Below are 13,472 nucleotides of genomic sequence, written 5' to 3'. Positions count from 1 at the left end.
GTCGTCGCACCCGCGCGAAAACCGGGGGTGCTATCGGAGCGGCGAGACCCGAGTGACACGAGCAGGCAGATGCCGATGGAATCACATCGAGCCGGTCGGTGGCCACCGGGCGGTGGTGAGCGATCGTGGGTGTTGTCGCAATCGGCCAATCGGTCATTCGGATGCCACGGGCGGCGCTGCTTCGCCAAACAAAGCGTGTCTGACCCAGTCCTGACATGTTGCTCCCTTGCTTCGCCCCATCGATCGCGAGGGCACCCACGACACGATTGTGCATCGGCAGTCTCTCGCCGCCTCGCCAGTGGAGCTTCAAAAACCGTGCCAATTGCGCCGAAGCAAGCTCAGAAGAAGTCTTCTGTAATGGTCATTGGTTTAATGTGAGTTCAGCCAACAACTCAGGCCCAACATCCCGCGTGGCGGACCCGACAAACCCGACAGTACGTGTCGGTTGGCCGACACCTTCGCAGCAATGGGCTCACAAGAACCACCGCAGTGTCAGAGATGCCGCGCTGTGTTGAAACATTTTTTCGCTTTGGCACGGTGCATGCAACGTGATGCGCAAGCAGGTCCCGGACTGAGGAGAATGGAGCCATGATTACGCTCACCGACAACGCTGTTGCCGCCATCAAGACTGCTCTTTCCCGCGCCAGCGAGCCGGCGGAAGGCTTTCGCATTATGGTCCAGGCCGGCGGCTGCGCCGGCTTCAAATACTTAATGGGCCTGGAGAGCGTGTCGCGCGAGGGCGACGCGATCACCGAGACAGATGGGATCAAGCTGTTCGTGGACGCGGGCTCCCAACCGCATGTCGCCGGCATGACCGTCGACTTCCTCACCGGGCTCGAATCTTCCGGCTTTGTCTTCGATAACCCCAACGCGCGCGAGAAGTGCGGCTGCGGCAAGTCCTTCAGTTGATCTCCCGAAGCGCCTGTGCGGGTCCATGAAGCGATTGCCGCCGACGGACTCATTTGCGGCAGAGGAGGCTTATATGGCCGGCACAACAGATGTCCCTGTCCTCAAGAACAAGGCAAGGTCGAAGCCGATCTTGGGACCGGCAATCGCTTCAGGTAGGATGCAAAGAACGTCGCCTCCCGAAACAGTTCGGTTCCTGGTGGCACCCAAGCTGCTGGCGGCCAAATCGCGCCACTGCGCCAAATTCGGCTTATCGATAACGTTGTCGTGTTCGGGCGTCCTTACCTGCGGGCTGACGGCGGCGACTGCGGACTTGTCCATGTCGACGCCGATCCGGTCTACGTCAAACTCTCGGGCGTCTGCGCCGGCTGCCAGTTCGGGCCCATCATCATCAACGGCATACGCCAGAGGCTCAATGAGGCGGTCGCGCGCTCGCGTCATTCCGGTCAACTGAGGATCGCACATGAAACCTGTCTACCTCGACAACAACGCAACCACACGGGTTGATCCTGAGGTCGTGCAAGCGATGTTGCCGTTCTTTAGGGATCAATTCGGCAACCCTTCGTCGGCGCACGCTCTTGGCGCCTCAGTCAGTGCGGCGGTGAGAAAGGCGCGGAGGCAGTTGCAAGCTCTGATCGGCGCGGAGTTCGACGATGAGATCACCTTCACCTCGGGTGGGACAGAAAGCGACAATGCAGCGCTTCTTTCGGCGCTCGAGGCGGCGCCCAACCGAACCGAGATCGTGACGTCCGCGGTCGAGCATCCCGCCGTGCTGACGCTCTGCGCGCATCTTGAGAAGACCCGCCGCGTCAAGGTGCACAGGATCCCGGTGGATTGCCGTGGCCGGCTCGACCTCGACGCCTATATGGCCGCCCTCACCCCACAGGTGGCAATCGTCTCGATAATGTGGGCGAACAATGAGACTGGTGTGATCTTCCCCGTGGCCAGGCTTGCCGAGTTGGCCAAGGAAGCGGGCGCCCTTTTCCATACCGATGCTGTGCAGGCGGTCGGCAAGCTTCCGATGGACCTGAAGTCGACCGCAATCGACATGCTGTCGCTCTCCGGCCACAAGCTGCACGGGCCGAAAGGGATCGGCGCGCTTTTCGTAAAACGTGGCGTCAATTTCCACTCGCTGATCAAGGGGGGCCACCAAGAACACAACCGGCGTGCTGGCACCGAGAATACGCCCGGCATAGTCGGGCTCGGCATGGCGGCCGAACTCGCCTTGAAATTCATGGACGACGAGACCACACGGGTAAAGTCGCTCCGCGACCGTTTAGAGGACGGGATTCTCCAGCGCATCCCAAGCACCTGTGTCACTGGAGATCCCCTGGAACGGTTGCCCAACACCGCAAACATCTCCTTCGAACATGTCGAAAGTGATGGAATTCCACTCCTCCTCAGCCGCGTGGGCATCGCGTGTTCCTCCGGCTCTGCCTGCACCTCCGGCTCTCTGGAACCGAGCCATGTCCTGAGCGCGATGAAAACGCCACACGCGGCAGTCCGCTTCTCCTTGGCGCGGGACAACGGCGAAGCGGACGTCGACCGGGTGCTCGAGGTCATGCCGGCAATCGTGGGGAAGCTGCGTAGCTTTCCCAGTCCTGGGCCGGGTAAGCGAAGCTCCGAAGACCTTCAATCCGGTCTATGCCTGAGCGGCAGCAGAACAGGTTACCGTTCATGACCCGTCATGTCTTTCTCAACGACACGACCTTGCGCGATGGCGAGCAGGCGCCCGGCGTCGCCTTTACCACGACGGAAAAGCTGGAGATCGCCCAGTCTCTTGCGGCGGCCGGCGTCACAGAGATCGAGATCGGCACGCCGGTCATGGGCGCCGACGAGATCGAAACAATTCGCGCCGTGGTGGCGCGGCGTCTCCCGGTTCGGCTCTTGGCCTGGTGCCGGATGACGTCGCTGGATCTCGATGCAGCGATCGAGAGCGGCGTCCACGCCGTCAATCTGTCGCTGCCTGCGTCGGACATCCAACTTTCCGCCAAGCTGGGCCTCGACAAGGCGGGAGCGCTCCAGGTCATCGAACGTATGGTCAGGCGCGCAGCCGCCGCCGGCTTCTTCGTCGCGGTGGGCTGCGAGGATGCCTCGCGGGCCAATCGGGATCATCTCGCCCGCGTCATCGAGACGGCTGCACGCGCCGGCGCAAGCCGCGTCAGGCTAGCCGACACAGTCGGCGTTCTCGATGCGTTTTCGACCTTCGAACTTGTCGCCCAGCTCGTGGCGCAGTCTCCAATCGACCTTGAATTTCATGCGCACAACGATCTCGGACTTGCTGCCGCCAACACGCTTGCCGCGATCCGCGCAGGCGCGCGCCATGCGTCCGTCACCGTCCTGGGGCTCGGCGAGCGTGCGGGCAATGCCGCGCTGGAAGAGGTGGCCGCCGCGATGGCGGTCCTCGACGGCGCGGATACCGGCATCGAGCTGACCGCATTGCCCGACCTCGCCGCCCAGGTGGCTTGGGCCGCCCGCCGGCAAACCGCGGCCATTAAGCCGGTCGTCGGCGCCGATGTTTTCACCCACGAATCCGGCATTCACGTCGCAGGGCTGCTGAAGGACTCGCGTACTTATCAGGGGCTCGATCCAGCTCTCGTGGGCCGCTGCCGGCGTATCGTCATCGGCAAGCATTCCGGCGCTACTGCGATTGCCCATGTGCTGAGCGAAAGCGGTCGCGATCTCGACCCGGATCTGGCAGCCGCGATGGTGGCCCGCGTCCGGCGCGAGGCGGCCGAGACCAAATCGACCATCACCGCAACTCAACTGGTCGAACTCTACGATGGAATGTGCAGCGAGGCATCCCTCGCGGAGCTGTGCGGGTCCAGGTCAGCCGTGCGCGAGCGCACCGACACCACAGTTTTCCGACCAGGGAGAATGCAATGAATTGTTCCGCTGACAGCCGCCCTATCGATGTCACCGACATCCTCGCACGACTGAAGCGCCTGTCGGCTGCGGAGGAGTTCTTCGCAGTCCTTGGCGTCTCCTATGATCCGAAGGTGCTGAATGTCTCGCGGCTCCATATCATGAAGCGCGTGGGCCAATACCTTGCCGAAGAAGATTTCTCCGGTCTGCCCGACCAGGTGATTGCCGCGCGGGTGCGCGCGACGCTCGAACGCGCTTACGAGGACTTCGCGATTTCCTCGCCGCTCACGCATCGGGTCTTCAAGGTGCTCAAAGACCACGATCCGAACAAACCTGCCAAGCCGGGCCGCACCTTTGTCCCGTTCGACTCCGTACTGAAGCGGTTCGGACAGGAATGACCGCGACACGGGTTGCGACGCGACAATGTCGAGAAGCCGACAAATCCGGTCATCACCACGGCGCCCTCAGAAGCAACCAAGCGAAGTTCTAGGAATAGGGGGCAGCGCAAAACAGTTGGCACGAATGATGCGCACCAAAGAGATAACCGCCAAGCCCGCATCCGGACAGGAGCCTAGAGAAACCGCCAATGCACATCGTAATCTGCATCAAGCAGGTGCCGGACTCGGCACAGATAAGGGTCCACCCGGTGACGAACACGATCATGCGCCAGGGTGTTCCGACCATCATCAACCCTTACGACCTGTTCGCCCTCGAAGAAGCCCTCAGACTGCGCGACGCCTATGGTGGCGAAGTCACCGTGCTCACTATGGGTCCACCCATGGCAGAGGACGCGCTGCGCAAGGCGCTCGGTTACGGCGCCGACCGAGCGGTGCTCTTGACCGACCGCTATTTTGCCGGCTCCGACACGCTGGCGACCTCCTTCGCCCTTTCCCAAGCAATCGCGAAGGTTGGCGAGACGTTCGGCACGCCAGACCTCGTCTTCACCGGCAAGCAGACGATCGATGGCGACACCGCCCAGGTCGGGCCCGGCATCGCCAAGCGCCTCGGACTCCTGCAGCTGACCTATGTCGCGAAGATCGCCTCCATTGATATTGCTGGGCGCGAGATCAAGGTTGAGCGCCGCTCCGAAGGCGGCACACAGATGCTGAAGAGCAGGCTCCCTTGCCTGATCACCATGCTGGAAGGCACAAACGAGATCCGCCGGGGCTCGATCCAGGACGCCCTGTGCGCCGCGCGCAGCCAGGTCTTGAAATGGAGTGCGGCCGACGCCGGCATTGAGGATCTCACCAAATGCGGCCTGCGCGGTTCACCGACGGTGGTCAAGCGCGTTTTCGCGCCTCCTGCGCGAGCGGAAAAGGCGGCAAAAATCGACACCGCCGAGATGGCCTTGCGCGATGTCGCTGACGAACTCATCACGGCAATCTTCACCCGCCAGCCGGCATTGGAACATGAGCTCGCCTTCAACGGCGGCGCGTGAGAGGGCAAGGAGCAGACGATGTCGACCGCGAACCGAGAAACCCCTCGCCCTGCCGCCGGCCGTGCCGGCATAAAGAAGGAGCTGCCCGCGCATTTCAAGGACTACCGGCACGTTTGGGTTTTCATCGAGCTCGAACGCGGCCAGGTCCATCCCGTATCATTCGAACTGCTCGGCGAAGGCCGCAAGTTAGCAGACAAGCTTCAGGTCCAGCTTGCGGGCGTCGTGCTTGGACCGCCGGGAGAGGCCATCGGGAACGCCGTTGCCGAAGCGTTCGCTTATGGCGCCGACCTTGTCTACATCGTCGAGGCGCCGCTGCTCGCCGACTATCGGAACGAGCCATTCACCAAAGCGATGACGGATCTGGTCGATACCCACAAACCCGAGATCCTTCTTCTCGGCGCCACCACACTCGGCAGGGATCTTGCCGGCTCCGTGGCGACGACCTTGCAGACAGGGCTCACGGCCGACTGCACCGAACTCGATGTGGATACCGACGGTTCGCTCGCCGCCACCCGTCCGACTTTCGGCGGTTCCTTGTTGTGCACGATCTATACGCTCAATTTCCGCCCCCAGATGGCGACAGTGCGACCGAGGGTCATGCCCATGCCGCAGCGGGCGGATAAACCGGTTGGGCGTGTCATCCGGCACAAGCTCTCGGTAGCCGAGGACGAGATCGTTACCAAAATCCTCGGCTTCCTGCCGGATAGTCAGTCGGCAAAGGCAAATCTTGCCTATGCCGACGTCGTGGTTGCGGGAGGCCTCGGTCTAGGCGCGGCGGAGAACCTGCAGCTTGTGAAGAATCTCGCGCGAGCAATCGGCGCCGAGCACGGCTGTTCGCGCCCGTTGGTCCAGAAGGGCTGGATGCCAGCTGATCGGCAGATCGGCCAAACTGGCAAGACCATCCGGCCGAAGCTTTACATAGCGGCCGGGATTTCCGGCGCCGTCCAGCATCGGGTTGGCGTCGAGGGGGCGGATCTCATCGTGGCCATCAACACCGACCCGAACGCGCCGATTTTCGATTTCGCTCACCTCGGGATCGTCACCGACGCGATCCGCTTCCTGCCCGCACTGACGGAAGCCTTCACCCGGCGGCTGTCGCCCCACAGTCGCGACAAGCTTGCGAGCTAAGGGATGGACATGATTGAGGAACAATTCGACGCCATTGTTATTGGGGCCGGCATGTCCGGAAACGCAGCTGCTTACACCATGGCCAGCCACGGCCTGACGGTGCTGCAGTTGGAGCGGGGTGAATATCCGGGCTCCAAGAATGTCCAGGGTGCCATCATGTACGCGAACATGCTGGAGAAGATCATCCCGGATTTCCGGGACGATGCGCCTCTCGAGCGGCATTTGGTTGAACAGCGGCTTTGGGTGATGGACGACACATCCCATACCGGGATTCACTATCGGTCGGACGACTTCAATGAGGCGAAGCCCAACCGCTACACGATCATCCGTGCCCAGTTCGATAAATGGTTTTCGCGTAAGGTGCGCGAGGCCGGCGCGACGGTTCTGTGCGAGACGACGGTGACGGAACTCATCCGTGACGCCAAGGACAGGGTGATCGGCGTCCGCACAGACCGGGCCGGCGGAGCCATCTACGCGGACGTGGTCGTCCTCGCAGAAGGTGTATGCGGACTGCTTGGCACGCGGGCCGGCCTGCGCGAGATGCCGAAGCCGCAAACCGTGGCGCTCGCCGTCAAGGAAATGCATTTCCTGCCCGAAGAGGTCATTGAGCAGCGGTTCGGCCTCAAAGGCGATGAAGGCTGCGTGATCGAGGCGGTGGGCACGACCTCCCGCAGCATGGCCGGGCTCGGCTTCCTCTACACCAACAAGGAGTCGATCTCACTGGGCATTGGCTGCCTCGTCTCCGATTTCGCCGCGATGGTCGAGAGCCCTTACGCCCTCCTCGACGCCTTAAAAACCCATCCTTCGATCCGGCCGCTGATCGCCGGCTCGGAAGTGAAAGAATATTCCGCGCATCTCATTCCCGAAGGCGGCTACAAGGCTATTCCGCAGCTCTTTGGCGACGGTTGGGTCGTGGTCGGCGATGCCGCGCAACTGAACAACGCCATTCACCGCGAGGGTTCGAACCTCGCCATGACCTCCGGCCGCATCGCGGCTGAGGCAATCATCGAGGTCAAGAGCCGCAACGGTCCTATGACCAAACGGAATCTCGCCCTTTACAAAGCCATGCTGGACAAGTCCTTCGTGGTCAAGGACCTAAGGAAATACAAAGACATGCCGGCCTTGCTCCACACCAATTCCTGCAATTACTTCACGGCTTATCCGCGGTTGATGTCGCAAGCCGCGCAGAACTTCATGCGTGTCGACGGCACGCCGAAGATCGAGAAGGAAAAGGCGACCACGGCGGCCTTCATCAAGGCGCGCTCGCGCTGGGGGCTGGTCAGCGACGCGGTCCGCCTTGCATTGGCGTGGCGCTGAGGGGAGACGAAATGACGATCGCAGTGACGAAGTCACGTGTCGAGGACAAGCTTTACCAGAACCGCTACTTGGTGGATTCTGGCCGTCCGCATATCAAAGTGCGACCGCACGAGAGGCCAAGCGCGAACTTGCTCGCGCTGACCCACGTCTGCCCCGCGAAATGTTATGAGTTGAACGACAAAGGTCAAGTGGAGATCACTGCCGACGGCTGCATGGAGTGCGGCACCTGCCGGATTTTGTGCGAGACCAGTGGCGAGATCGAGTGGAACTATCCACGCGGCGGCTTCGGAGTCCTCTTCAAATTCGGATGAGGACGCACGCACCGTATCAAGAGGGTCAATCTTGGTACACCTGAGGTCGCGACCAACGCCAAGTCTATCTTTGCTTGAATTGCCGCGCCACGAAGAGAAGCTCGTGAATACTGTGCTTTCACAATTCACACTCAGACACAAAAGGAGGAGCACTCTGGACGACAACCGCTGAGGTGTTTCCATGGCTCACGTACCGCAAGATCGGGTCGACGAGGTAGCACCTCGGGATACCCGCCCTGAACCGCCCATCAAAAGCATGCCCCAAGCAGATATCGCGCTCAGGGGACTCTACGCGATATCGAAGGTGCTGACCGCCCCCAGCGAGCTGGAGATTACGCTCGCCAATGTCGTGAACATCCTGCCTTCGTTTCTGCAGATGCGTCACGGAGCAATCGTCGTCCTGGACGCTGAAGGAGAGCCGGAGATTGCCGCAACCGCCGGCAATACCCACGCACCTCAATCAGGCATTCGCCGCGTCATACCACAGGCCATAACAGATCAAATCGTCGCTACGGGGACGCCACTCTTCATACCGGACGTCCGCAAGTCCCAACTATTTCAGGCTGACCTTCAAACATCTTCGAGCAGCGGCACCATCCCAATTGCCTTTATCGGTATCCCGCTAAAGGCTGATCATAAAATCCTTGGGACATTGTCGATCGACCGCGCCGGAGGCGGCGCCACCGACTTTCGCGACGACGAGGACACATACTTCCTGACGATGGTCGCCAACCTTGTCGGCCGGACGATCCGTCTCCATCGCATCCTGAGTACAGATCGTCAGCGGTCTGTCCATGAGCAATGGAGACCGGAGAAATCGCCCAACGAGGGGAGGACCTACGACCCTGCCCGGCATGCGGATGTCAAAATCGACGGGATCATCGGGGAAAGCCCCGCACTCAAGCAGGTGCTCGAAACCGTCTCGGTCGTAGCAGGTACCAATTCCACCGTGCTACTGCGGGGTGAAAGCGGCACAGGCAAGGAATTCTTTGCGCAAGCCATCCATAAGCTCTCACGTCGGAGGAAGAAGTCTTTCGTCAAATTGAACTGCGCCGCACTGTCTGAAAGCGTTCTGGAGTCAGAACTGTTTGGGCATGAAAAGGGCGCTTTCACGGGTGCTATCTCCCAGCGCGCCGGTCGTTTTGAATTGGCAAATGAGGGAACGCTGCTACTTGATGAAATCGGCGAGATTTCGCCGGCCTTTCAAGCCAAGCTGTTGCGTGTCTTGCAGGAAGGCGAGTTGGAGCGAGTCGGCGGCACCAAAACGCTACAGGTCGACGTGCGCCTCATATGCGCCACCAACAAGGACCTCGAGACGGCCGTCATAAAAGGGGAGTTCAGGGCCGACCTTTATTACCGCATCAATGTGGTGCCAATTATCCTGCCTCCGCTCAGAGAGCGACCCGGCGATATTCCACGCCTTGCGAACGCCTTCCTCAATCGATTCAACAAGGAGAACGATCGGGCACTCGCCTTCGCGCCGTCGGCCCTTGACCTGATCTCGCAATGCTACTTCCCTGGTAACGTCCGCGAGCTGGAGAACTGCGTCCAAAGGACGGCCACACTTGCGCGTTCAAGGACGATCACGCCATCCGATTTCGCCTGTAAGAAGAGCCAGTGCCTTTCCTGGCTCCTCTGGAAGCGAGCCGACCGCTCGAATGGCGGCAATATCATCGACGATCTCGCACGGGTCAACGCAGGGCCTGTCGGATTGCGGCTGCCGGCCAGTCGCATCGGTGCCTCCGCAGGCAACGTATCTCCCCTTGCGGCCGGCGATCCGAACGATCCCGCTTGTCCCCCGCGTCTGACGGAACGCGACCGGCTGATCGACGCGATGGACAAGGCCGGTTGGGTTCAGGCCAGGGCGGCTCGTATCCTCGGCCTCACGCCGCGGCAAATCGGCTACGCGCTGCGCCGACATGGCATCGAGGTGAAGAAATTCTAGACGTCGTGATGACGTCAAACGTAAGCCCGGAGTAGTCTCCCTCACACTCTGCGCGCCCAAGGCTGGTAACCTTCGCGACCCGATTTGCTTGTCCACTGTCGGAAGCCCGACAAAGGTTTGTCGGAGCAATCCGACGGAATCCGACACGAAAGCCAATTCGTGAACCAAAACCGCTCTTTGAGCTGGCATAGCTCTTGCGGTTTGAACTGCGACATTCACCCAGCAACGGAGCCGTTCGATGTCCGCACCGGCAATTTCGCTTGAGAGCCTCAGCACGACATTCGATGACCAGTTGCTTGCCACCGTGAAAGCCGGTGGCTGCGCGTCTTCGTCCTGCGGCTCGTCGATAAAGCCGGACGACACGGATCCGGCTGTCTGGGACAAGATCAAGGATCACCCCTGCTTTTCAGAAGAGGCGCATCACTATTTCGCGCGCATGCACGTCGCGGTCGCGCCCGGCTGCAATATCCAGTGCAACTACTGCAATCGCAAATATAACTGCGCCAACGAAAGCCGGCCTGGGGTGGTCTCCGAAAAGCTGACGCCCGACCAGGCGCTACGCAAGGTGATCGCGGTCGCCAACGAGGTGCCGCAACTTTCCGTGCTCGGCATCGCCGGACCTGGCGATGCCTGTTACGACTGGAAGAAGACGAAGGCAACGTTCGAACGAGTCGCCAGGGAAATCCCAGACATCAAGTTTTGCATCTCCACGAATGGGCTCGCGCTGCCGGACCATGTCGATGAGCTTGCCGACATGAATGTCGATCACGTGACGATCACCATCAACATGGTCGACCCTGAGATCGGTGCAAAGATCTATCCTTGGATCTTTTACGACCATCGCCGCTACGTCGGCATCGAAGCCGCCCGGATCCTGCACGAGCGGCAGATGTTGGGCCTGGAGATGCTGACTGCGCGCGGCATCCTCACCAAAATCAATTCAGTGATGATCCCCGGCGTGAACGATGAGCATCTGATCAAGGTGAATAGATGGGTCAAGGAGCGAGGCGCGTTCCTGCACAACCTCATGCCGCTGATTTCGGACCCGGCGCACGGCACGCACTACGGACTGAGCGGGCAACGCGGCCCAAACGCAATGGAGATGAAGGCTCTTCAGGATCGTGTCGAAGGCGGCGCCCAGTTGATGCGCCACTGCCGGCAGTGCCGGGCAGATGCCGTCGGCCTGCTCGGAGAGGATCGTGGCCAGGAATTCACAGTCGACCGGATTCCCGGCGAGGTCACCTACGATGCCAGCAATCGCAAGGCCTATCGGGAGCTGGTCGCGGAGGAGCGCCGTGATCACGTGGCGGCTAGGAGAGAAGCGATCGGATTGGTCAAGGCAGCGAGCCCCGGCAAGTCCCTTCTCTTCGCGGTGGCGACCAAGGGCGGCGGCCGCGTCAATGAACATTTCGGCCATGCGAAGGAATTCCAGGTTTATCAAGCCTCGCCGAGAGGGATCAGTTTTGTCGGGCATCGGAAGGTGGAGCAGTATTGCCTCGGCGGCTGGGGCGGAGAAGCCGCCCTCGATGGCGTCATCGCTGCGCTTGAGGGCATAAATGTCGTGCTGTGCGCCAAGATCGGAAACTGCCCGCAGGATCAGCTCGCCGACGCTGGAATCCAAGCCACCGACGCATATGCCCACGACTATATCGAGACCGCAATCAGCGCGATTTACGCGGCCGCGTGTGGGACCCCCGCACTCGCGGCGACGGCCTGAGCGCGTCTCATTCATTCGGACCAGGAGTTAAAATGGCTTTCAAGATCATCGCATCCCAATGCACCCAATGCGGCGCCTGCGAATTCGAGTGTCCCTCCGGCGCGATCAAGTTCAAAGGCGAGAGCTATGTGATCGAGCCGCAAAAGTGCACCGAATGCGAGGGGGTCTTCGATGCGCAGCAATGTGCCTCGGTATGCCCGGTGCCGAAGACCTGCGTTCCTGCGTGACGGACATTGGGCTTCCGACATGGTCGGGGCTGCCTGCGCAGGACGCCTGGAACGCCTTGTTCACAATCTGCAGCCTCAAGAGAAATCAGGGAACGGACATGTCGCTCGGACGCGAAGAGGAGGTCGAAATCCGCAGGCCTCCACGATTCATGCCGGGAGAGCGGGTACGTGCCACTCGCCACATAAAGAATGACGGCACCTATCCTGGCAGGGAGATCGGCGAAAATCTCGTGCGGAAGGGCGACGAGGGATATGTGCGCGACATTGGCACCTTTCTCCAGCAGTTCTTCATCTATGCGGTCGAATGGATCGACCGTGGCACCGTCGTCGGCATGCGAGCGCGTGAACTGATGAGCCTCGACAAAGCCGAGGCGCCCTGCAGTGCTGATAGCAATACCAATGAAGGGACGGCCAGATGAAAGTGATGATCCGCAGGACCGATGCTGGCTTGTCGGCGTATGTCCCGAAGAAGGACCTCGAAGAGCCGATCATCAAGCTCGAGAAGGAAGAGTTGTGGGGCGGAACTGTGACGCTCAGGAACGGGTGGCGGCTCCTCCTACCCGATCTTCCACGGGATACGCGTCTGCCGATCACCGTCGAGGCAAGGAAGGTTTCCGAAGAGGACTGATGCTGCCCCTTGATAGGTGCGTCGCGAGGAACGAGCATGAACACGATCCTGACATCGGGCCACCTCGTCATCGTGCGGGACAGTTTTGCCGAAAAGCTGCTTGACCTGGCGAAGGAAGCGCTCGCCGCCGATGAGGTGATCCCCTATCTCGGTCCGGGTCTTCTTGGGTTCAACTGTGCGGAACCGCCTGTGCCGCATACGCCGGAGCTCGTTGCCGCGGCACTCAATGCGCGGGCGCCGGCCCCTTCCAGGATCCGCACCAATATGTGGTCGGTTGCGCAGTTCATCGAACAGCGCCGGCATCGCCGGACGCTTCAAGCTTGGATGACCGACATATTCGCAGCGCCGGTGGCGCCGACCCTCCTCCACGCCTGGCTCGCAAGGCTGCCGCTCTCCCTCATCGTCGACAGCTGGTACGACGGCGCGATGCGCACGGCTCTCGTAGAGACCGGCCGAACGGACGTCGTTGAGATACAAGGCGTCACGCGGGCGAACGAAATCGGTAACATTTGGACGAAAACCTACGATTTGTCCGGGAGGGAACTCGACCCCCGATCGGGGGAAAAGACGGTTCTCTATACACCTCACGGGAGTATTAGGCCTGCGCAAAACTTTCTCGTCGCAGATTCCGACTATGTCGAAGTCCTGACCGAAATCGATATCCAGACACCGATCCCAGACGTGGTGAAGGAAGGGCGCATCACCCGTGGATTTTTCTTCGTTGGCTGCCGCTTCAACGATCAGATGCTGCGCACCTACGCCAGGCAGATCATGAAGCGCTCCCGAGGTCCACATTGCGCGGTAATGGACGCGGAAACGCTGACCAGAAACGAAGCGCGTTTCCTTGCGGCAAGCGGAATCACGGTGATCGACATGCCAGTAAGTGAAGCCGCGGCTCGGCTTATAGGAACGCGCCCTGCTGCAGGTGGTGGACAGGATTAACAATGGCGGGCCCTTTTGATGATTAGTCCTTCGGCTTGCCTCGAAGGC

15 protein-coding genes are annotated in these 13,472 nt (G+C 60.8%); all 15 read left to right on the top strand.

The window, feature by feature from the left end; translation table 11 throughout:
* Positions 1–588: 588 nt before the first annotated feature.
* The 15 genes from NKI18_RS25740 (at position 589) to NKI18_RS25670 (ending at position 13,424) form a co-directional block, all read left to right on the top strand.
* Positions 589–909 (top strand): HesB/IscA family protein, encoded by a 321-nt coding sequence (locus NKI18_RS25740; protein WP_023678237.1) that lies wholly within the window; start codon positions 589–591, stop codon positions 907–909.
* A gap of 264 nt (positions 910–1,173) precedes the next feature.
* A complete protein-coding gene (locus tag NKI18_RS25735) occupies positions 1,174–1,413 on the top strand; it encodes a NifU family protein (protein ID WP_353020931.1) in 240 nt (79 codons plus the stop codon).
* A complete protein-coding gene (gene nifS, locus NKI18_RS25730; protein WP_353020928.1) occupies positions 1,370–2,587 on the top strand; it encodes a cysteine desulfurase NifS in 1,218 nt (405 codons plus the stop codon). Before NKI18_RS25735 ends, nifS begins: the two co-directional genes overlap by 44 nt.
* Entirely contained in the window at positions 2,584–3,792 is a 1,209-nt protein-coding gene (gene nifV, locus NKI18_RS25725) for a homocitrate synthase (RefSeq protein ID WP_353020926.1), read from the top strand. The genes nifS and nifV overlap by 4 nt, the downstream gene beginning before the upstream one ends.
* Entirely contained in the window at positions 3,789–4,169 is a 381-nt protein-coding gene (nifW, locus tag NKI18_RS25720; protein ID WP_352857060.1) for a nitrogenase stabilizing/protective protein NifW, read from the top strand. Before nifV ends, nifW begins: the two co-directional genes overlap by 4 nt.
* A 188-nt stretch (positions 4,170–4,357) precedes the next feature.
* A complete protein-coding gene (locus NKI18_RS25715; RefSeq protein ID WP_352857062.1) occupies positions 4,358–5,209 on the top strand; it encodes an electron transfer flavoprotein subunit beta/FixA family protein in 852 nt (283 codons plus the stop codon).
* 18 nt (positions 5,210–5,227) lie between these two features.
* Positions 5,228–6,337, top strand: coding sequence for an electron transfer flavoprotein subunit alpha/FixB family protein (locus NKI18_RS25710; protein ID WP_352457019.1), 1,110 nt, complete (start codon positions 5,228–5,230; stop codon positions 6,335–6,337).
* 9 nt (positions 6,338–6,346) lie between these two features.
* Positions 6,347–7,654 carry an FAD-binding protein gene (locus tag NKI18_RS25705; protein WP_353020923.1) on the top strand — a complete coding sequence of 436 codons (1,308 nt, stop codon included), beginning with the start codon at positions 6,347–6,349 and terminating at the stop codon, positions 7,652–7,654.
* An 11-nt stretch (positions 7,655–7,665) separates the two neighbouring features.
* Entirely contained in the window at positions 7,666–7,965 is a 300-nt protein-coding gene (locus NKI18_RS25700; RefSeq protein ID WP_023678245.1) for a ferredoxin family protein, read from the top strand.
* A gap of 181 nt (positions 7,966–8,146) precedes the next feature.
* Positions 8,147–9,910 (top strand): nif-specific transcriptional activator NifA, encoded by a 1,764-nt coding sequence (nifA, locus tag NKI18_RS25695; RefSeq protein WP_353020920.1) that lies wholly within the window; start codon positions 8,147–8,149, stop codon positions 9,908–9,910.
* A gap of 238 nt (positions 9,911–10,148) precedes the next feature.
* Entirely contained in the window at positions 10,149–11,627 is a 1,479-nt protein-coding gene (gene nifB, locus NKI18_RS25690) for a nitrogenase cofactor biosynthesis protein NifB (RefSeq protein ID WP_353020917.1), read from the top strand.
* Positions 11,628–11,659: 32 nt separating this feature from the next.
* Positions 11,660–11,854 carry a 4Fe-4S dicluster domain-containing protein gene (locus NKI18_RS25685; RefSeq protein ID WP_023678248.1) on the top strand — a complete coding sequence of 65 codons (195 nt, stop codon included), beginning with the start codon at positions 11,660–11,662 and terminating at the stop codon, positions 11,852–11,854.
* A 98-nt stretch (positions 11,855–11,952) separates the two neighbouring features.
* A complete protein-coding gene (locus NKI18_RS25680; protein WP_352516056.1) occupies positions 11,953–12,273 on the top strand; it encodes a nitrogen fixation protein NifZ in 321 nt (106 codons plus the stop codon).
* Positions 12,270–12,482: a putative nitrogen fixation protein NifT gene (gene nifT, locus NKI18_RS25675; RefSeq protein WP_023678250.1), complete on the top strand. Its 213-nt coding sequence runs from the start codon at positions 12,270–12,272 to the stop codon at positions 12,480–12,482. The genes NKI18_RS25680 and nifT overlap by 4 nt, the downstream gene beginning before the upstream one ends.
* Before the next feature lie 36 nt (positions 12,483–12,518).
* Positions 12,519–13,424, top strand: a complete 906-nt coding sequence (locus NKI18_RS25670) for an SIR2 family NAD-dependent protein deacylase (RefSeq protein ID WP_353020912.1) — start codon at positions 12,519–12,521, stop codon at positions 13,422–13,424.
* The last annotated feature ends 48 nt before the right edge of the window (positions 13,425–13,472 follow it).

It is taken from the genome of Mesorhizobium sp. M0800, assembly GCF_040320095.1.
GTDB lineage: Bacteria > Pseudomonadota > Alphaproteobacteria > Rhizobiales > Rhizobiaceae > Mesorhizobium.
The sequence above is the reverse complement of the archived record's forward strand: the minus strand, read 5'-3'. Positions and strand labels throughout refer to the sequence as shown.